The organism is Methylorubrum sp. Q1 (assembly GCF_004683995.1).
Taxonomy (GTDB): domain Bacteria; phylum Pseudomonadota; class Alphaproteobacteria; order Rhizobiales; family Beijerinckiaceae; genus Methylobacterium.
This window is the reverse complement of sequence record NZ_SRHQ01000013.1, coordinates 19,934-39,039: the sequence shown is the minus strand read 5'-3', so window position 1 is coordinate 39,039 and position 19,106 is coordinate 19,934. Positions and strand designations below refer to the sequence as shown.

Annotated in this window: 13 protein-coding genes and 1 pseudogene; 7 read left to right on the top strand and 7 right to left on the bottom strand. The window is 69.4% G+C overall.

The window, feature by feature from the left end:
• Positions 1-12: 12 nt before the first annotated feature.
• The 4 genes and pseudogenes from E4V01_RS13805 to E4V01_RS13790 form a co-directional block, all read right to left on the bottom strand.
• A pseudogene (locus tag E4V01_RS13805) lies at positions 13-1,583 on the bottom strand (ABC transporter substrate-binding protein).
• A gap of 332 nt (positions 1,584-1,915) precedes the next feature.
• Positions 1,916-4,456 carry a TonB-dependent receptor gene (locus tag E4V01_RS13800; protein ID WP_135298730.1) on the bottom strand — a complete coding sequence of 847 codons (2,541 nt, stop codon included), beginning with the start codon at positions 4,454-4,456 and terminating at the stop codon, positions 1,916-1,918.
• Between the two features lie 169 nt (positions 4,457-4,625).
• Positions 4,626-5,600: a FecR family protein gene (locus E4V01_RS13795; RefSeq protein WP_135298729.1), complete on the bottom strand. Its 975-nt coding sequence runs from the start codon at positions 5,598-5,600 to the stop codon at positions 4,626-4,628.
• Positions 5,601-5,697: 97 nt separating this feature from the next.
• A complete protein-coding gene (locus tag E4V01_RS13790; RefSeq protein ID WP_135298728.1) occupies positions 5,698-6,219 on the bottom strand; it encodes an RNA polymerase sigma factor in 522 nt (173 codons plus the stop codon).
• Between the two features lie 883 nt (positions 6,220-7,102).
• Between E4V01_RS13790 and E4V01_RS13785 the strand changes: the two genes are divergently transcribed.
• From E4V01_RS13785 to E4V01_RS26225, 7 genes are all read left to right on the top strand, one after another.
• Positions 7,103-8,887 carry an IucA/IucC family siderophore biosynthesis protein gene (locus tag E4V01_RS13785; RefSeq protein WP_135298727.1) on the top strand — a complete coding sequence of 595 codons (1,785 nt, stop codon included), beginning with the start codon at positions 7,103-7,105 and terminating at the stop codon, positions 8,885-8,887.
• Positions 8,871-11,852, top strand: coding sequence for an IucA/IucC family protein (locus tag E4V01_RS13780; protein ID WP_135298726.1), 2,982 nt, complete (start codon positions 8,871-8,873; stop codon positions 11,850-11,852). Before E4V01_RS13785 ends, E4V01_RS13780 begins: the two co-directional genes overlap by 17 nt.
• The gene (locus E4V01_RS13775) at positions 11,849-13,153 is read left to right on the top strand and encodes a DUF6005 family protein (protein ID WP_060771066.1); all 1,305 of its coding nucleotides are present in this window, start codon (positions 11,849-11,851) and stop codon (positions 13,151-13,153) included. The genes E4V01_RS13780 and E4V01_RS13775 overlap by 4 nt, the downstream gene beginning before the upstream one ends.
• A complete protein-coding gene (locus tag E4V01_RS13770) occupies positions 13,150-13,986 on the top strand; it encodes a sugar phosphate isomerase/epimerase (protein WP_060771067.1) in 837 nt (278 codons plus the stop codon). The genes E4V01_RS13775 and E4V01_RS13770 overlap by 4 nt, the downstream gene beginning before the upstream one ends.
• Positions 13,987-14,014: 28 nt before the next feature.
• Positions 14,015-14,293 (top strand): DUF2218 domain-containing protein, encoded by a 279-nt coding sequence (locus tag E4V01_RS13765; RefSeq protein ID WP_135298725.1) that lies wholly within the window; start codon positions 14,015-14,017, stop codon positions 14,291-14,293.
• 290 nt (positions 14,294-14,583) lie between these two features.
• The gene (locus E4V01_RS13760; protein WP_135298724.1) at positions 14,584-15,084 is read left to right on the top strand and encodes a GNAT family N-acetyltransferase; all 501 of its coding nucleotides are present in this window, start codon (positions 14,584-14,586) and stop codon (positions 15,082-15,084) included.
• Positions 15,085-15,389: 305 nt separating this feature from the next.
• Positions 15,390-15,551, top strand: coding sequence for a DUF4142 domain-containing protein (locus E4V01_RS26225; protein ID WP_245517560.1), 162 nt, complete (start codon positions 15,390-15,392; stop codon positions 15,549-15,551).
• A gap of 1,040 nt (positions 15,552-16,591) precedes the next feature.
• Here the strand turns inward: E4V01_RS26225 and E4V01_RS13750 are convergent.
• The 3 genes from E4V01_RS13750 to E4V01_RS13740 all read right to left on the bottom strand — a co-directional run bounded on the left by E4V01_RS13750 (position 16,592) and on the right by E4V01_RS13740 (position 18,811).
• Positions 16,592-17,377, bottom strand: coding sequence for a TetR/AcrR family transcriptional regulator (locus tag E4V01_RS13750; protein ID WP_135298723.1), 786 nt, complete (start codon positions 17,375-17,377; stop codon positions 16,592-16,594).
• 70 nt (positions 17,378-17,447) lie between these two features.
• A complete protein-coding gene (gene proC, locus E4V01_RS13745) occupies positions 17,448-18,272 on the bottom strand; it encodes a pyrroline-5-carboxylate reductase (RefSeq protein WP_135298722.1) in 825 nt (274 codons plus the stop codon).
• 32 nt (positions 18,273-18,304) lie between these two features.
• Positions 18,305-18,811: a YbjN domain-containing protein gene (locus E4V01_RS13740; RefSeq protein ID WP_003607101.1), complete on the bottom strand. Its 507-nt coding sequence runs from the start codon at positions 18,809-18,811 to the stop codon at positions 18,305-18,307.
• Between the last annotated feature and the right edge of the window lie 295 nt (positions 18,812-19,106).

The window sequence follows — 19,106 nt, the reverse complement described above, 5'->3', positions numbered from 1 at the left end:
CAGATTTGCCGGTCAGGCCGTCTTGGACGCGTCGATCGAGCCGTCCGGGTAGATGTAGAGGCCCTTCAGCTCCTGCTGCATCGCGTGGATCATCACCGAGGTGAACAGCGACAGCGCCGGCATCTTGGCGGCCAGCAGCGGCATCGTCTCGTTCTGCAGGATGGCCTTGCGCTCCTCCAGCGTCGGCGCCGCGCGCTCACGATCCAAGCTCGCATCGATCTGCGCATCCTCGATGCCGGTGATGCGGTGCGAGGAGGAGTGGAAGTGGGTGCGCAGCACCAGATCCGGCTCGGGCGAGGCGGTGGACCAGCCGCAATCGACCATGTGGCCGGGCCCGCCGCCGGGGCGGTGATAGAGCCGCTCGTTCCAGGCCGCCGGCTCCAGCACCGTGAGGCTCACCGGAAAGCCCTGCTCGTTGAGCATCGCGGTGATGACCTCGCCGTATTCCTTCGTCTTCGGGTAGAACCCGACCGAGGTGATGTATTCGAGCGGCGGCAGCCCCTTGCCCTTGGGAAAGCCCGCCTCGGCCAGCAGCGCCTGCGCCTTGGCCGGGTCGTAGGCCGGGTAGTTCTTGAGGTCGACGTAGCCGAACTTCACCGGGGGATGAAGTTGGCGCAGGCGTGGCCCGCCGCGCCCAGGATCTCCAGCAGCATCGCCCGGTCGATCGAGTGGCAGGCGGCCATGCGCACCCGCACGTCGTTGAAGGGCGGCTTGGAGCAGCGGAACCAGAGATACTTGTTCTCGACCGAGACGACCTCGTTGATCGCGATCTTCGGGTTGTTCTTGACCGTCTCGACCTGCTCGGGTTCGAGCCGCTCGACGATCGAGGCCTGACCGTTCATCAGCGACAGCATCCGCGTGGTCGAGTCGCCGGTGAAGGTGAAGTTGATGCCGGGAATGCCGGGCTTGCCGCGGAAATAGCCGTCATGGGCCTTGAGCACGGTGTCGTTGCCGCGCTGCTCGACGAAGCGGAACGGGCCGGTGCCGTTCAGGCGCCGGGTGAGGGCGCCGCCCGGGCCCTCGGCCACGTCCTTGGCCGAGAGGATCGGCAGGAACGAGGCGAGGAAGATGAAGAGGTGGGCGGGGTAACCGCCCTTCGAGGTGTCGACGATCACGGTCTCGTCGTCGGGCGTGGTGATCGTCAGCGTCTCGGTCGGGCCGGGATACCACTGCGCCGGCCGGTCCTTGCCCGAGCCGTATTCGAAGGTCGCCTTCACGTCCTCGGGCCCGAACGGCTTGCCGTCGTGGAAGTGCACGCCCTTGCGCAGCTTGATCTGCAGGCGGTGCGGATCGAGGAGCTTGATGTCGGTGGCGAGCTCATAGACCACCTTGCCGGGGTCATCGAGGGTCATCGGCGTGCGGGTCAGGAAGCCCATCACGAAGCCCTCGATGTTCTTCTGCGAGAGCGTGGTGTGGGCGGTGGGGTCCCAGTTGCCGGTGATGTTCTCGGCCGAGAGGAAGACCAGCGGCTTGCCGGTCTGCGCGAAGGCGGAGGAGATCAGGAAGTCGGGATCGATCTGGGCAAAACCCACAGCAGCGGCGCTCGCCTGAAGAAACCGCCTGCGGTCCATCGTACCGGCCATACTTGAGGCTCCCGAGTTCCCACGCACCCATCAAAGTGGTCAAAAACCACATTGCAGGACCCGTGCCAGAAGCCACAAATCACACAGACCGGTCAGCTTGGCGGTGATCGCCGCCCGGACGGGCGCACTCTGCCGGCGGCGGGCCGTTCAGCGCGGAGATCTGCCCGTTTCGGCGGCAGAGCGCGGGCGGATCGAGCGCGCAAATGCGAAAAGCCCGCCGCGCGCCCTGCGGGTGGGGCGATCGACAGGCCAGGCGTGCGCGACCGAGCGGCCCGCCCTTACCCCTTCGCGATGTCGGGGCAGGGCGGGGCTGGAAGCGACGCGTCGCTCTCTCAGAAATCGACGGAGGCGGAGACGATGAAGGTACGCGGCGCGCCGACGGCGAGGAAGCCGCGGGCGGCGGAGGCCCAGTACGAGTCGTCGAGCAGGTTCTGGACGAGGGCGCGGAACACGACGGGCTTTCCGTTCACGCCCTCTGTCGTGTAGCGCAAGCCGGCATCGAAGCGCGTCCAGTCCGGAACCGACTGGGTGTTGGCCTGATCGTAGAACATGCTGCTGGTGTAGATCGCCCGTCCCGTCAGGGTCAGGCCCGGCGCCAGCCACGGCGGCAGGTCGTACTCGGCGTAGAGGTTGAACGCGGTATCCGGCACGCCGGGCGCGGCCCGCCCGTTGAACTGTCCTCCCGGCGTGTTGACCAGTTCCGCGTCGATGAAGGTGACGCCGCCGAGCAGCCGCAGGCCCGGGACGACCTCGCCGAACACGTTCAGCTCGACGCCGCGGTTCCGCTGACGGCCGCTGACCGAGTAGATGCGGGTCCCGGGATCGGTGAAAGCGTTCGGCAGCTCGATCTCGAACAGCGCGGCCGTGGCGGCAATGGTGCCGAAATCGTACTTGACGCCGATTTCCTTCTGCCGCCCCACGGCAGGCGGGAAGAGGACATTGGCGTTGATCGCCGTGAGGGGCGCCGCGGCCACCGGATCGAGCGACTCGATGTAGTTGCCGTAGAAGGACAGGTTCTCGAACGGGCTCAGCACGAAGGTGATGGCGGGGCTGAAGCGGCCCTCCCGATAGTTCGAGGTCACCTGCCCCTGCGTCGGCCCCGGACGGGTGGCGAAGCCCTGCTGGTCGATCTCCTGATAGCGCCCGCCGAGCGTCAGCAGGAAGCGGTCGTCGCCGAAGAACGACAGGGTGTCGGCCACCGCCACGCTGCGCGCGGAGAGCTGGGCGAAGAGCGGCTGCGCGGCGGAGCGGGGAAGCCCGATCGTCGGAATCGATCCGGCCGGCAGATAGACCGGATTGTAGATGTTGATCGTGTAGGGGGTGAAGACGGGCGGGACGAAGCCGCTGCGGAAGTTCTTGTTGTTCGCCTCGACGGCCGCGATGTTCACCTGATGGTTGAGAAAGCCGGTGCTGAAGCGGGTGCGCAGGCCCACCTCGCCGGTGAGCCCCTGGATCTCCTGGGGCTGGATGGCGAGCTGGTTGGTTGCCTGCCCGGCCACGCTCGTCACGCGGTAGTTCGAGGTGAGGAAGTCCTCGTTGTAGCGGCTGGCGCCACCGGCGATGTAGACCGTCGTGTCGGGCAGGACGTCGTACTCGGCCCGCCCCGCGATCATGCCGTAACGGCTGTCGTTGTACTCGAACGGATTCGCGGTGTTGGTCCGGTTGTTCGGGGCACGGGGAATCTGAATACCGGGCGCGACCGCGTTGAACAGCGAGGTCGGCGCCGTGACGTTCTGCGTCGAGTGGGTCATGTCGAGCGAGGCGCGGAACCGGTCGCCGCGATAGTCGAGGCCCAGCGCCGCCACGCCCACCTCGATCGCATTGTTGTCGAGCGGCGTGGCGCCGGTGCGGTAGGCGCCGTTGAAGCGCACGCCCCATTCCTTGAACTCGCCGAAGCGACGGCCGAGGTCGGCATGGGTCCAGATCTGCGCGTCGCTGATGTAGGCCGTGGTGAGCCGGGCGAACGGCTCGTCGTAGGCGCGCTTCGGGATGAGGTTGATCGTGCCGCCGACGCGGCCGGTGCCGCCGCTCAGGAGCGCGGAGGGCCCCAGCAGCACCTCGACGCGCTCGAGACCTTCGGTGAAGGCGCGGCGCGGGTTGGCGAGATAGAACAGGCCGTCGAAGGCCGTGTCGAGGTTGGTCACCGAGAAGCCGCGGATGAAATAGGAATCGCGCTCGCTGTAGGGCGGCGCGTCGTTGCGCACCGACGAATTGTTCAGCACGACATCGGCGAGCGACACCGCCTGCTGGTCCTCGATCAGCTTCTCCGTGTAGCCCGTGATGCTGAAGGGCGTCTTCAGGACGGAGCGGTTGCCCAGGAAGCCGACCCGGGTTCCTGAGCCGACCTGGCCGCCGGCATAGGGCACGGGCGGCTGCCCGACCGTTCCGGTGGGCGGCGGCAGGCCGGCGGCCGTGGCACGGCCCCGGGCTTGAGCCTGCCCCTCGACGTGCAGTTCGTCGAGCGTCACCGTCCCGGCCGGCTCGGCGCCGAGCTGGACGTAACGCGGGTTGACCAGGGTGATGGTCGAGGCGCCGGCCGGGCGATAGGTGAGGCCGGTGCCCTCCAAGAGCCTGGTCAGGGCGTCGAGCGGGGCGAACGCGCCCGCGAGCCCCGGTGTCTCCAGCCGCGCCGTCAACTCGGTCGGGTAGACCAGCTTGACCCCGGCCTGCTCGGTGAAGGCGACGAGGCCGGCCTCCAGCGATCCCTTAGGGATGGCGAGCCGGACGGGAGCGCCCCCCAGCGGGGCTTCTGCCAGGATCGTGCGCGCAGCCGGGCCCCGCGGGCGTTTCCCCTCACCAATCATCTCGCCGGCTTGCACGGCCGCCTGAGCCGTCACCGCGACCGACACGCCGGCCAGCGCGATCCCCGCCATCCGGCCCTGTGAAAACCTGCGTGCGCGCGACGCCATACCAAAGCCCCATCGATCCGTCGGGAGGGGCGGCACGCCGTGCGCCGCCGCGCCCTCGATGGTTAAGATCAACGGGGGCGCCACCTCCTGACGTGGGAAGAGCGATTTTTTTCGCCTCTCCTCGTCGCCCTGCTCACAGGGGCGATCCGACCAGCACCAGCAGGGGCGAGAGCCGCCGGATGCGCGTGCCCATGGTCGCGGCGATCACGTCGAGGGCGTCGTCCGTGTTGCGGGCATCGAATGCGCCGGTCACGCGCCGCTCGCCGAGCCCACGGTCGAGCAGCACGATGCGCCCGCGGCGGTAGCGGTTCAGTTCCGCCAGGACCGCCGCCAGCGGCTTTCCGGAAAAGATCAGCCGGCCGTCGCGCCACGCCGTGGCCCGCTCCACATCCGCCGCCGCCACGTGCAGGGCGTCGCCGCCGATCCGGACTTCCTCCCCGGCCGAGACGACGACGCGCCCGCTCTCGGCCGAGACATCGACACGCCCCTCCGCGACGCCCACCGGACTGTCCGCCCCGTCCGCGCGCAGGAAGAACCGGGTTCCGACCGCGCGCACGCTCAGGCCGCCGCCCCGCACCACGAAGGGCCGGCTCGGATCGGGCACGACATCGAAGCTGGCCTCGCCGCGCAGAAGCGCGATCCCGCGCTCCCCCGCGGTGAACCGCACCGCGATCGCCGTGTCCGTGTTGAGGTCGACGCGGCTGCCGTCGGGCAGCGTCGCGTGCTCGATGGTGCCGACGCCACTCCACAGATCCGCGCGGAGCCGGTCGAGGAGACCGGTCTCGTAGGCCAGGGCGGCGGCGATCAGGGCGACGGCGGCCAGGCCGGCGAGCGATTTCGGTGTCTTGTTCGATGTTTTGTCCGACGTCTTGCGCGGGCGGGGATCGGGCAGATGCCCGAGCCGGCGCCACAGCGCATCCATCTCGGCATAGGCCGCCGCGTGGACGGGATCGGCCTTGCGCCAGGCCTCGAAGGCCCTGTGATCGGCTTGCGTGGCGTCGGAGGAGGAGAGCCGCGCGACCCAGGCCGCGGCCTCGCGCTCGACCGGATCCTCATCGCCGTCGGCCTCGTCAGTCTCTTCGGCCTCCGTCCCGTCGCTGCCGGCCACGCCAATCCCCCCGGGGCCCACCGCGGCCCGAAATGGCGCAGCGCGGGTGTCCTATCCCCTTAGATCAACGAGGTCGCCGCCTCCTGATGCGACTCGTTCAAAAAAGATCGAGGCGGCTGCGCCGGCAATGCAGCAGGGCCTTGATGATGTGCTTCTCGACCATGTTGCGCGAAATGCCGAGGCGCTGCGCGATCTCGCCGTTCGCGAGGCCGTCGAGGCGGCTGAGCAGGAACACCTCGCGGCAGCGGGGCGGCAACGCGTCGATCGCCGCAGCCAGGCGCTTCAGCTCCTGGCGGGCGATCGTCTGCCGCTCCGGCAGGGCGTAGCCGTCGGCGATCTCGGCGAGTTCCGCCTCGCATTTCGCCGCGAACAGAATCCGCTCCAGCCGGCCGCGGTTGCGCATCCGAAGGGCGACGTTGGTGGCGATGCGGAACAACAGGGCCGAGGGGTGCTCGATGCTCGTGCGCGAGAGCGCGGCGACCATGCGCAGGTAGGTTTCCTGGCTCGCATCCGCGGCGTCGGCCGGGTTGTCGAGCAGGCGCTGGAGGAATCGCCGGAGCTTCAGCCCTTCGTGACGGTAGAGGGCATCGATCGACACCCCCGTCGCCCCTCCCGCCATGAGGTCGGTCCCGTCGCCCACAGATGATCCCACGCTGATCGATGACTGAGGACCGACCAGAAGGAGACGCGTGGATTATGCAAGCCCCACAATAGCTTGTATCATTTCCAGTCTAGAGGACGATACTGTCGCAAAACGTTGCACAGACAGTCGAAATACCCGCCCCAGAAACAAGACGAGAATTATAACAGCTAAAGACTACAAATCATTTCATGGCCTCGTTGCGAATAAGCAACGGATTTTCCATCGCGGCGCAACGCGCGCTTCACGCGTCGCGATCATCCGACGGGTCCGGGAGCGAAGCCCGGTTCGGAGACGGACGGCGATGCGATGTGGCGGTCCGGCGCGGCAGGATCGCGGGCACAATCAGAGATGGCTCGCTGAGCGTGCTCACGCCGTGACCGGCGGAGGCATGAAACAGGCCCACACTCGATAAAACGACGGATAAATAAAGAATATTTTCGATGGCAACCAACTGCCACGACAAGGCAACCGGGCCATCACCCTATATCAAGAACAATTCCAATAAATTCATCTTCTCTTGACGCATGCTTTGAGTTTGCGCAACACGCCTTCAGCCTCAAGCGATTCGAGGGAGTCCTCAGTCCGATGAGCAATTATTACGAAGAGCAACTTTTCCCCTACGCTTCCATCGACGACCTTTTCTCTCTCGAAACCGCACGCTCCCCCACGCCTGCCGCCGCAACGCTGAGTTCGCCGCGCGCTCAGGCCTGATGACGACGATGACGCACAGGCTGCCCAGCGGCCGGACTGCCGCATCGATCCGACGGCGCGGCGCCGGGCCGGCAGATCGGAAATTCGGGCGCACGCCCCCGCCGCGATCCGGCCGGGCCCTCAAGGCTCACACGAGGTTTCGAAGATCATGCCACCATCGTCTCAAGCCGTTGCCGAGGCGGCCGCCTTCCGCAGCTTCGCCAACGGATATCTGCGCGAGATCGACTCCGGCATCCGCATCCGGCACGCGCTGACGGACGGGCCGCCCGCGCCGTGCGTCGAGTGGAACCTGCGCAGCCGCCGCCTTGCGATCCGCGCCGAGATCCTGTCGCCCTCGCTGTGCGGCGCGCACGCGTTCGGCCGCCTCTGGACCCGCCACCTGCACGAGCCGCGCTGGCGGCCGGTGGCGCCGATGCGCGCGCTTCAGGAGCTTCTCGGCGAGGCCTATTCGCGCACGGATGAGGGGCGGGGCGAGACCGCCCGCGAGCGGGAGCTGGAACTGCTCGGGCGCGTGCTCGACAGCTACCGCGAGACCGCGCGCCTGCTCGACCTCGCCGAGCGGACGGCGGAGGCGGAAACCGGCTTCATCGCCGCCGAGCGCGCCCTCGTCTTCGGCCACTGGCTGCACCCGACGCCCAAGAGCCGGCAGGGCCTCACCACCTGGCAGGCCCGGGCCTACGCGCCGGAGGAGGGGGGCACGTTCCAGCTCGCGGTGTTCGGCGCCGAGGCGAGCCTCGTCCGTCACGACTCGGCGGTGGCCCGCGCCGCGCCCGACCTCGCCCTCGACCTGCTCGGCCCCGACGCCGCCCGGCTGGGCTTGCGCGCCGACGAGATCGCCCTGCCGATGCATCCGCTCCAGGCCGAGGCGCTGATGCTGGAGCCGCACGTCGCCGCATGGGTCGAGGCGGGCCGCCTGCGGCGGCTCGGCGCCGTCGGCCCCCGCTTCACCGCGACCTCCTCGCTGCGCACCGTCTACGCGGCCGAGAGCCCGTGGATGGCGAAGTTCTCGCTGCCCGTCACCCTCACCAACTCGCTGCGGGTGAACCGGCTCGCCGAACTCAAGGCCGGCGTCGCCATGGCCCGGCTGCTGGCGAAAAGCCCGTTCGCCGCGCGCCATCCCAACTTCCGGCTCCTCGCCGACCCCGCCTACCTCACCCTGCACAACCCCGACCGCGAGGAGAGCGGCTTCGAGACGGTCCTGCGCGAGAACCCGTTCCGCGACGGGGTGGAGCGGGGTATCGCCACACTGGCAGCGCTCACCGCCGAGCCGCTGCCCGGCCGCCTCTCGCGGCTGGAGGCCCTTCTGCGGCAGGTCTGCCCGGAGGGTTCGGCGGCGCGCGCCCAGGCCGCCCGCAGGTGGTTCGCCCGCTATCTCGATTGCATGCTGGAGCCCGTCGTCGCCCTCTACGACGCGCATGGCATCGCGTTGGAGGCTCACCAACAGAACGCGCTGCTCGATGTCGCCTCCGGCTGGCCCGAGCGCGGCTTCTACCGCGACAACCAGGGCTTCTACCTCTCGGAATCCGCTCGCCCCCGGCTGCTGCGCGACGCGCCCGAGACCGCTTCAATCGCCTCGCTCTATTTCCCGGACGGCGAGATCCGCCGACGGCTTGCCTACTATCTCGTGGTCAACCAGATCTTCTCCGTCGTCGCCCGTATGGGCCATGACGGGCTGGCGCGCGAGGAAACGCTCCTCGACGACCTCGCCCGCCGCCTGGAGGCGATGGCACGCCGCATGACCGGCGCCGGTCGCGCCTTCGCCCGCTCGGTGCTCGACGGTCAGAGCCTCTGCACCAAGGCCAACCTGCGGGTGCGCCTGTCCGACCGCGACGAACTCGCCTCGGGCGACGGCACCGGCAACTACATCGACATGCCGAACCCGCTCATGCTTCGGGCGGCTCGGGGCGAGGCCGGCCATGCCCTCGCATCCTGAGACGATGGAGCAGCCCGAAGCGCGTGTCCTGCGCCAGTTGGCGGAAGCCGTCCTGTTCGAGGGGCTGGCCGAGCGCGAGCCGGCCCGCGACGTCGCCGGTCGGATCGCGTGGCGTCTCGGCCCGCACCGCTTCCGCGCGACCGGCACCCTCGGCCCGTTCGACCGCCCCCGCCTCGATCCCGGTTCGGTCGAGATGGCGGGCGAAGAGGGCGGCTGGGTGCCGGCCGACCTCTCCATCCTCGTGGAACCCCTTCCCGCCGCACCGGAGCACCGGACGCGGCTGCTGGCCGAGCTTCGGCAGACGGTCGAACTCTGCCGCTGGAACGCCCAAAACCTAGCGTTGCCGGAGCGCCGCCTTCTGCCCTTCGCCGCGCTCGATGCGGCTTTGTGGGAGGGCCATCCCTACCATCCGAGCTTCAAGGCGCGCACCGGCTTCACCCTGGAGGATCACCGCCGCTACGGCCCCGAGGCCGCCGCGCCGTTCCGCCTCGGATGGCTGGCTGTGCGCCGAGACACGATCGCCCTTGCGCTGCCGGGCCCGGAGGACGGGTTCTGGCGGGCCGAACTCGGCGATGCCCGGGACGTGCTGACCCGCCGCCTCGACGAGGCCGGGCATTCCCTCGACACGCACGCGCTGCTGCCGGTCCATCCCTGGCAGATGCGCCGGCTCGAAGAGGAGGCTTTGCGCCCCTGGCTGGCGGAGGGCCGCGCCGTCGCGCTCGGCACCGCCGGCCCGCGCTACCTCGCGAGCCAGTCCCTGCGCACGCTCCACAATTGCGACGACCCGTCCGCCGCGAGCGTGAAACTAGCCTTGAGTGTCGTCTCGACCTCGAGCCTGCGCATCCTCGATCCGCATTTCGTGCTGACCGGCCCGGCCCTGTCCGACTGGCTCGCCGACCTCGTCGCCGCCGATCCCGCGCTGCACGGCCGCGTAACGGTGCTGCGCGAATACGCCGCCGCGCTCGCCGACCGGGACGGGCCGCTCGCCGGGCAGCTCGCCGCGATCTGGCGGGAGAGCCCGCGTCTCGCACCCGGCGAGGCGGCCTTGCCCTTCAACGCGCTGGCCGTGTGCGAGGCGGATGGCAGCCCCTTCGTCGCGCCCTGGCTCGATCGCTACGGCCGCGATGCCTGGCTCGACCGCCTCGTCGCGGTCGCGGTGCTGCCGGTCTGGCACCTGCTCGCGGCCCACGGCGTCGCCCTGGAGGCGCACGGCCAGAACATGATTCTGGTCCATCGCGACGGCTGGCCGGAACGGGTGATCCTGCGCGACTTCCACGAGAGCGCGGAATACGCCCCCGACTTCGTGACGCATCCGGAGCGCGTGCCGGATTTCGGGGCGATCGACCCGGCCCATGCCGGGCCGGCGGATGACCGCTTCCACGCCATGCGCTCGGCCGCGACGCTCGCCGAACTCGTCACCGACAGCCTGTTCGTCTTCAACCTCAGCGAGATCACCGCTCTCCTCGGGCGCCGGCACGGTCTCGACGAGCCAGGGTTCTGGCGCCGCATCGGCCGGCAGTTGCGGCGCCACGCGGCGGAGCATGGGCTGGAGGCGCGGCTCGCCCGGCTCGCGGTCGAAGCGCCCCGGCTGCGGGTCGAGGCGCTGCTGTCGCGCAAGCTCGGGCTCGGCGAGGCGCGCGGCAGCCTCCATGCGCCCAACTCCCTGTTCCCTTCCCCCGACGCCACTTCCGGAGCCTGCATGATCGAGATCGACGGCCGCACCATCCCGGCAGACGCGATGGAGGCCGCCATCCGGCGCGTCGAGGCTGAGGCGGCCTTGCGCGGCGGCAGCGGCGAGCGCGTCGCCGCGCGCTTCCGCGACACCGCCCAGGGGCTCGCCTTCATCCTCGCCGCCCGCCGCAGCGGGGCGAGCCTGCTGCCGATCCATCCGGCGCTGCCGGACGAGGGCGCGCGCCGGCTCGCCGCGCGCGCCGGCTGCCACCGCCTGTTCCTCGACGGCCTGGAGAGCGAGACCCTGGACGGCGCCGCCCCGCCGGTTCCGGGGGAGGGCGAGCTGCTCCAGATGAGTTCCGGCACCACCGGCGAGCCCAAATGCATCGCCCGCCCCTGGAGCGCGGTGGAGCGCGAGGTCGAGAGCTATGTCGGCGCCTTCACCGAGCCGGCCGGGATGACCCCGGTCATCGCCTGCCCGATCACCCATTCCTACGGGCTGATCTGCGGATTGTTCGTGGGTCTGCGCCGCGGCCGCATGCCGGTGATCGTGGACACCACCAACCCGAAATACCTCCTGCGCCGCCTGCGCGAGATCGAGCGGCCGGTGCTCTACACCGCGCCGGCCATGCTGCACACGCTGGCCCGGCTGATGCCCGAGGGCGAGACCCTCCACGCGGCGATGGTCTCGGGCACGCTCCTGCCCGCACCCTGGTTTTCCGCCATCCGCGGGCGCGTCACCCACCTGTTCCAGCAATACGGCTGCTCGGAAGCCGGCTGCATCGCGATCAATCCGGATCTGCGCCGCGCCGACGCCATCGGCCGCCCGCTGCCGCATCACCGCGTCCGGGCGGGGACCGGCCCCGACGCCCCGGCGGAACTCGTGGTCGAGGGGGAGGGCGGGGCGATCCACACCGCCGATCTCGGCTATCGCGAGCCCGACGGCATGCTGGTCTTCGTCGCGCGCAAGGACGACACGATCAACGTCTCGGGCCTCAACGTCTATCCCGGCGAGGTCGAGGACGTGGTGATGGCCATGCCCGGCATCACCGACGCCGTAGCCTTCGCCCGGCCCGACCCGTTCGCGGGCGAGCGGGTGACGCTGCTGTTCAGCGCTGAAAGCCCCGTGCCGCCCCGCGCGCTGCAGGACTGGTGCCGCCGCTGGCTCGCCGGCCACCAGGTGCCGGTCGAGGCGGTGCAGGTCGGCGCGATCCCGCGCGAGGCCAACGGCAAGATTTCTCGACGCGCGGTCGCCGCGCAATACCGGGGCGGCGGCCTGGAGGCGGTGGCGTGAGCAACGAGACGCTGATCGCGGCCATCGGCACGGTGCTGCGCGAGGAGATGCGCCATCCCCATCTCGATGGGTTCGGGCCGGACGCACGGCTGAACGAGGATCTCTACCTCGATTCCGTCCAGTTGCTTCAGCTCATCCTGGCGCTGGAGCTGACGCACGGGGTGTCGGTGCCCGAAGCGGCGATCAACCGGCAGGACGTCTCCACCGTCGCCGACCTCGCCCGACTCCTGACGCCGGGCGCTGAGCCGGTCGCCGCCGAGCCCGAGACGCCCTCCGAGGGCGTCCACGGCGCGATGCCCTACGACCTGAAGATCCACTGCTTCGTCAGTTGCGTCTGCGACGGGCTGAAGGCGCGGGGCATCGACCATCGCCCGTTCTACGCCCTGATCTGGGACGCCGAGTTCGCCATCACCGACGGCACGCGGCTCGCCTACCACTCGGACGCGATGGATCACGAGTCGTTCCGCTACTGGTTCGAGCGGCTCTACGGCGTGCCGCTCGTCTCCTGGTACGACCATTCCCGTTCGAAGGACGAGAACGTCGCCACCCTGCTCGGCCTCATGGAGCGGCGCGAGCCGGACACGCGCATCATGGTGATGCTCGACATGTTCCACCTCCCCGAGCGGGAGAACAAGTTCAACCAGAACCCCTTCCCGCATTACCTGCTGGTCGAAGGCAGCGACGACCCGGCCCTCTGGCAAGTGCGCGACCCCGACTTCCGCTGGGCGGGCGTGATCGAGCGCGAGCGGATGCTGAACGCCATCCGCCAGCCGAGCGTCGCCGGCGGCTACCGCTTCGACCCATCGCGGGCCCATCCGCCGGCGGACACGGATCTGGCGGCCTTTTTCGAGGCCTGCTTCCGGTTCGACACCAACCCGCTGATCGATGCCGCGCGCGCCATCGTGCTTGCCCATGCCGAGGGACGCGGCGGGCTGAAGCTGACGGAGGTCGGCGAGGCCCTGCGCGAACTGCCGGTCATCACCATCCGCAAATGGGCCTACGAGCACGGCTTCGCTTTCTTCTGGCGGGCCCTGCGCTGGCCGGACCCGGAATTCCAGCGGATCTGCGACGAGATCGAGTCCCTGGTGAACGGCCTCACCGCCCTGCACTACGCCGTGCTGAAGCTCGCCCGGACCGGGGAGATGGGGGAGGTCGCCCCCGTCCTCGCGCGTCTCGACGCGCTCGACGCGCAGGAATTCGCGATCAAGCGGCAGCTCGCTTCGGCCTACGCGGCGTGGCGGGAGAAGAGCCCGGATCTCGGACAGACCGCCGTATCCTTCCGCGAAAGGCTCTCCGCATGAGAATCGCGCTCTGCACCATCAGCTTTCGCCACCATCTGGTGTCGGTCGGCGAGCTCGCCCGCTTCGCCCGCGGCCACGGCTTCGACGGGATCGAGTTGTGGGGCGTTCACGCCCGCAATCTCGGCCCCGGCGACCACGCCGAATGGCTCGCCGCCTACGGGCTGCGGGTGCCGATGCTGAGCGACTACCTGCCGCTCGACGCAGCCACCAGCACCCTGACCGAGCGGACCGCCGAACTGGCCGGCCTTGCGCGGAGCTGGGGGGCGCCGCGGCTGCGCACCTTCGCCGGGACCAAGGCCAGCGCCACCACCGCGCCGGAGGAGCGCGCCCACGTCGCCCAGCGCCTGCGGATGGCGGCGGGCCAGCTCGCCGACCAGGGCCTGCGCCTCGTGGTGGAGACGCATCCCGGCACGCTCGCCGACACCACCGATTCGCTCCTCGACCTGCTGGACGCGGTCGATCACCCGAACCTCCGGGTCAATTTCGACACGCTCCACGTCTGGGAGGGCGGCGACGACCCGCTCGCGGCCCACGCCCGGCTTGGCCCGCATATCGACTACTATCACCTCAAGAACGTGCGCAGCCGCGCCGACCTGTCGGTGTTCGAGCCGGCCAACGTCTACGCCGCGGCCGGACGGCGCGAGGGCATGACCGCCCTGTTCGACGGCGCGCTGGATTACGGCACCTTCCTCAAGACGCTGCCGCCGCAGGCGGAAGGCTCGCTCGAATGGTTCGGCGAGGCCAGCTTCTCGGTCCTGCCCACAGACCTTTTTCGCGTGCGGGCGGCCACCGCCGGCCGCCGCACCGAGAGCCCCCGCCACGCCGCACGCTGAGCGAGCACGGCACAGCCAGGAAACCGACATGCCCGAGAGCCACGCCGTCGTCAGCACCCCCCATGCCAGCCGCTACCTCCAGCAGCTCTGCAAGCACTGGGCCCACCGGTTCGAGACCGAGTTCAGCCCGACCGATGCCCGGATCGCGCTGCCGCTCGGCGAGACGCGGCTGAGTGCCGACCCCGAGACCCTGACAATCAACCTGACCGCACAGGATGCCGCCAGCCTGCCCGACCTGCGCGAGGTGGTCGTGCGCCACATCGAGCGCTTCGCCTTCCGCGAAACGCTGCGCTTCGAATGGACGTGAGCAACGCCGGCCAAGGCAGCATGGCGGCGTTGCCTCGGCAAGCACACCGCCCCTCTTGCACACCGCCCCTCAGGCTGAGGTGCCGAGCGAAAGCGCGGCCTCGAAGCACGCCGGAACGATCGATCCGAAACGTTCGATCCGACGGCATCGGCGACCGGGATGAACGTCGCGGCGTGCTTCGCGGCTGCTGCCGCAGCACCTCCGCGTGAGGATCGTCATCGTTGCCGGAAGGGACCGGTCGAACCGGCTCTCGGCGAAATCATGCCCCTTCACACGGAGCGAGGACCAGTATGGATGTGACGATACGGGCCATGCGCGCGGAGGACGCTCAGGATCTGTTCGAGATCTACAACCAGCCCGCCTTCCGCTTCGGAACGCTGGCGCTCCCCTATGAATCGTTCGAGGCGGTGAAGAAGTGGGCCGAGCCCCGCTCGCCGCGGGATCTGCATCTTGCCGCGGAGCGGGACGCCCGCGTCGTCGGGGCGGCGGCTCTGCGCCCCTTCTACGGCCGGCGCGCGCACGCGGCGGAGTTCTGGATCGCCGTCCATGAGGATTTCGCCGGATACGGCATCGGCTCGCGGCTTCTCGCCGCGGTGATCGACACGGCCGACAACTGGATCAATATTTCGCGAATCGAGATGACGGTCTTCACTGACAACGCCCGCGCCATCGCCCTCTACGAAAAGTTCGGCTTCACCATCGAGGGGACCCACAAGGCGGCCTCGTTCCGCAACGGCATCTTCGCCGACGTGCATTGCATGGCCCGTTTGCGTCCCCCGATCGGCCCCTGAATCCCGGCAGCAAACCCGGCCCGGATCGCCCAAGCGTCTTCGTTCGGTAAGCCCCTGCTACAGCAGGGCCATTGCTGATTTCGCGAAGATTTCGCCCGTCAGACTCCGGCACCGCCCAAGAACATCGGCGCCCGGCTGTCGTTTCCAGACCGGGAGATCCGAGACCATGCAGCGGCGCGATTTTCTGACGACCCTACTGACGGCGACAGCGGCCCTGGCCGTCGCCCGCGCCGCCCTGGCGCAACCGGCGCCGGCAGGGGCCATGCCGGCACCCGTCGACCTCGCCATGGCGACGAATCGCCGGGATGCCGCCCGGTCCCGAATACGACGCGATGTTCGTCAACGCCTCGCTCCAGGGCCATCAGGAAGCCGACCCGATCCACGGCTCCTACGCGCAAGCCGGCGACGACCCGGCCCTGCGCCGCTTCGCGGCCGGCGCGCTCCCGCTGCCAGCGGCACATCGCTGAGCTCACGCCGATGCAGGCGACGATGGGCGGCGGACGGGAGGGCTGAGCATCGTCCCGAAAGCTGGCAACCGGCTTTCGGAACGGCGCAAGAACAAGAGGCCCGAGCAGGCCGCGCTCGCTGAAGACCGAGGGGGTCAACGCGAGGACGCGTCGGTCCCTGGTCCCCGGTGTCCGCGGACCTGACTGAGGCCGAAGCAGGCCCGAGAACGCGGCGCATCGCTCGGATTTCGATTTCCGGAGCGATGCGCCTCGCAGCGGTCCGGCGACGATGTTGCCACTGGCACGCGGGATGCTTCTCCAGACGAAGGGAACGAAAGCTTTAGCGTGTCGTTCCTCAAAACAAGACACGGGAAAGGCGCATTCCATGAACGCCGAGGCGATCAAGAGCCGTGACGAAGCCCTGGCTCTGCTTGATGCCGAGCTGATCACGATCCACGACTTCATGACGCTCTGCGACCTGAAGGGGTGGGACCGGTAAAGACCCCGAGGCCGGAATGTCATCTCCGGCCGTTTGCGACCTCTCTTGCACCGGAGGCTCAGCGCCCCCGTGCTTGCGTAAAATCGGTTGAGCCTGTTGCAGAGTGCAGCACCGTCAGCGACGAAAGATCGTCATGGCCAGAACGGCTGCCGAGCGCGCGATTGAGCCGGATACGGAGCAGACGGGTCTTTGCCCTCGGCCGCCAGAGGCGCGGACCGTTTCCCAATACCCTTTCAGCCAGCGGCGGGCTTCGAGCACACCGACGACAGCTCCTACTGTCGAAGCTGTTACAGCGGCTATGACGATCTTCGAAGAATCCCAACGCAGCAGATATTCATCAGGACCAAGTCCTGGCTGATTACCATGCCGGTACCTATGGCAATCCCTAGAGCATCGTCCCGAAAGGGGGTTGCCGGCTTTCGGGACGAAAGCTCTAAGCTGGCCGCCTCGGCAAGGGTTACACACACCGACTTGTGCGTCGGTGCGCCGGATCATCGTTCAGCGATCGGACCGGCAAACGCGCTCCGACCCCGAACCCTCCCCCCCCTCGGAAGCTCTGCGCTCAGATCGCCGCAGCCGGGTCGCGATCCTCGCCATCACCCGCGGGCGGTTCCGTCCGGTCGCGGCGAGGGCGACGCTCCAGAACGGCACGGCCAAGGGCACGCAGGGGCGCGGTGAGGCGGCGGGCGTCGTCGGCGCGTTCCATGATGGTCTCGCCGCGGCGGATCTCGCGGTCGAGCTTGGCCATGGTGCGGGCGAGCGCCGGGTCGTCGTCATCGAGCCAGACCTCGACGGTGCGGGCGAAGGCGATCACGGTGCCTTGAAGCTTGAGCCGGCCGAGCGGCCCCTCCGTGTCGATACCGGCAGCGGCCAGCATGTAGCGATGGGAGTTCAGGGCGACCCCGTTGAGCGCCAGCATGGACAGGACGTCGCCACGCAGCGCGAAGGCGATGCGGCGCAAGGCCGGCTTGTAGGGCGTCATCGCATCGAGCCGGCGCATCAGCACGTCGAACAGGCGCTCGCGAGCCGGCTCGTCGGCGAGGTCGGCGGTGTCGACCTCCAGCACCTTGCGGTCGATGATCCGCGACAGGCCGCCGAGCACGGCCCCCTTCGAGGGGAACAGGTCGCGCAATTCGGCCAGACTCAGGTTCGCCTCGCGGGCGATGTCGCCGACTTCGATGTCGTTCCAGGGCTGCTCGGCCGCGAGCCGCATCAGCGCCTCGACCGCCGCCTCGCGCGGGTTGGGCTTGTGCGAGGCCGTGGCCTGCGCCGTGTCGGAGTTCGACGAACCGGATGGCCCGCCAGCTTTAGGATTGCCGCCGGTGTTGGGCTCGGGGGCTGTTTCCATGATCCGTGCTCCGCATTCGGTTCACGTCTCATGTAGGGCCGGAGCCGCCCGCTTGAAACCGCTGGGCCTCTCAGCCGGACAATTCGCCCGCCCGCCGCCGCGCCGCATCGACCGCCTCCCGCATCAGATCGGGCAGCGCGCCCTCGCGCATCAGCACGGCGAGCGCCGCCGCGGTGGTGCCGCCGGGCGAGGTCACGTCGCGGCGCAATTGCCCGGCCTCGCGGGCATCGGCGTCGAGCAGGGCACCGGCGCCCGCGACGGTGGCGCGGGCGAGCTGCGCCGACAGGTCGGGCGGCAGCCCCGCCGCCACGCCGGCTTCCGCGAGCGCTTCCGCCAGCAGGAAGACGTAGGCCGGACCGGAACCCGAGACCGCGGTCACCGCATCGATCAGCCCCTCGTCGTCGAGCCACGCGACAAGGCCGGAACGGGCGAGCAACGCCTCCGCACCCGCCCTTGCCTGCGGCCCGACCTCCGGGCTGCCGACGGCGCCGGTCGCGCCCCGGCCGATGCTGGCGGGCAGATTGGGCATGGCGCGCACCACCGCGCGGGCCGTCGGCAGGCGGCGCTTCAGGTCGGCGATGGTCTTGCCGGCCAGGATCGAGACGACGAGGGTGTCCGGGCCGATCCATCCGGCCAGCGCCGCTGCCGCCGCGTCGAGAACCTGCGGCTTGATGCCGAGCACCAGGGCTCCGGCCGAGGCGGCGGCCTCGGGGTTGAGGCGCAAGGCCCGCTCGGCACACAGCGTGGCGATCTCCGCGGAGGGCTGCGGATCGACGACGGTTACGGCGGCAGGGTCGAGGCCGCCCGCCAGCCAGCCCCGCAGCAGCGCTGCCCCCATCTTGCCGGCGCCGGCCAGAACCAGGGGCGTGGGGAAGGGGGCTCGGTCTTGCGTCATGCTTCCTCGGTATCCTCGAGCCGCCCCGCGGGTCAGGCCTCGCCCTCGGTCTCGAACAGCACGGCGTCGAGAGCCTCGCGGGCGCTCTTGCCGGCCCAGAGGACGAACTGGAAGGCCTGATAGTAGCGCTCGCAGGCGTCGGCGGCCGTCTTCATCATCATCGCGCATTGCCCCTGCGTCGGCGCGATGCCGTCAGTGAGCAGCAGGGAGTGGCGGAACATCACCACGCTGTCGGATGACCACAGGTCGAAATGGCCGATCCAGAGCTGCTCGTTCACCAGCGCGACGAGGCGCAGCATCTCGGCCCGGCGCCGCTCCGGCACCTTGAGGTCGAAGGCGGCGGCCACGTGCAGCGACTCGACTTCCTCGATCCAGGTGAAGGCGACGTGGTACTCGGCCCAGCGGCCCGAGACGGAGACCGACATCTCGTCGGTCTCGATGCGATCGAAGATCCAGTCGCGCAGCGAGGCGAGGCGCTCGACGACATCGAGCGGGTGCTCCGGCCGGTCGCTGTCTTCGATGAGGCTAAGCTGGGTCATGGCGATCCAAGTTGTCGGCCCGGTCGAGAGGCTCGATCGGGTCGGCGGGCAAAGCAGGGCCGTGACGGAAATCGAGGCAACGCCCGTCGATCTCCGTCCTGCGGAGGGGTTCAATCCAGATTTCGCCGCCCCGGGGTTTGGTTCCACCTTTCCGCCGGGGCGAATCAACTTCGGATCGTTTATAGCCCGCGCGCCCCGCGGGCTTCAAAGCGTCGCCCCGGCATCAGCGGTGGGCAACGCGGCTATCCACCGATGCTTCCTGTGCAAAGAAATTTGGATTCGCGCTTTCCCGCGA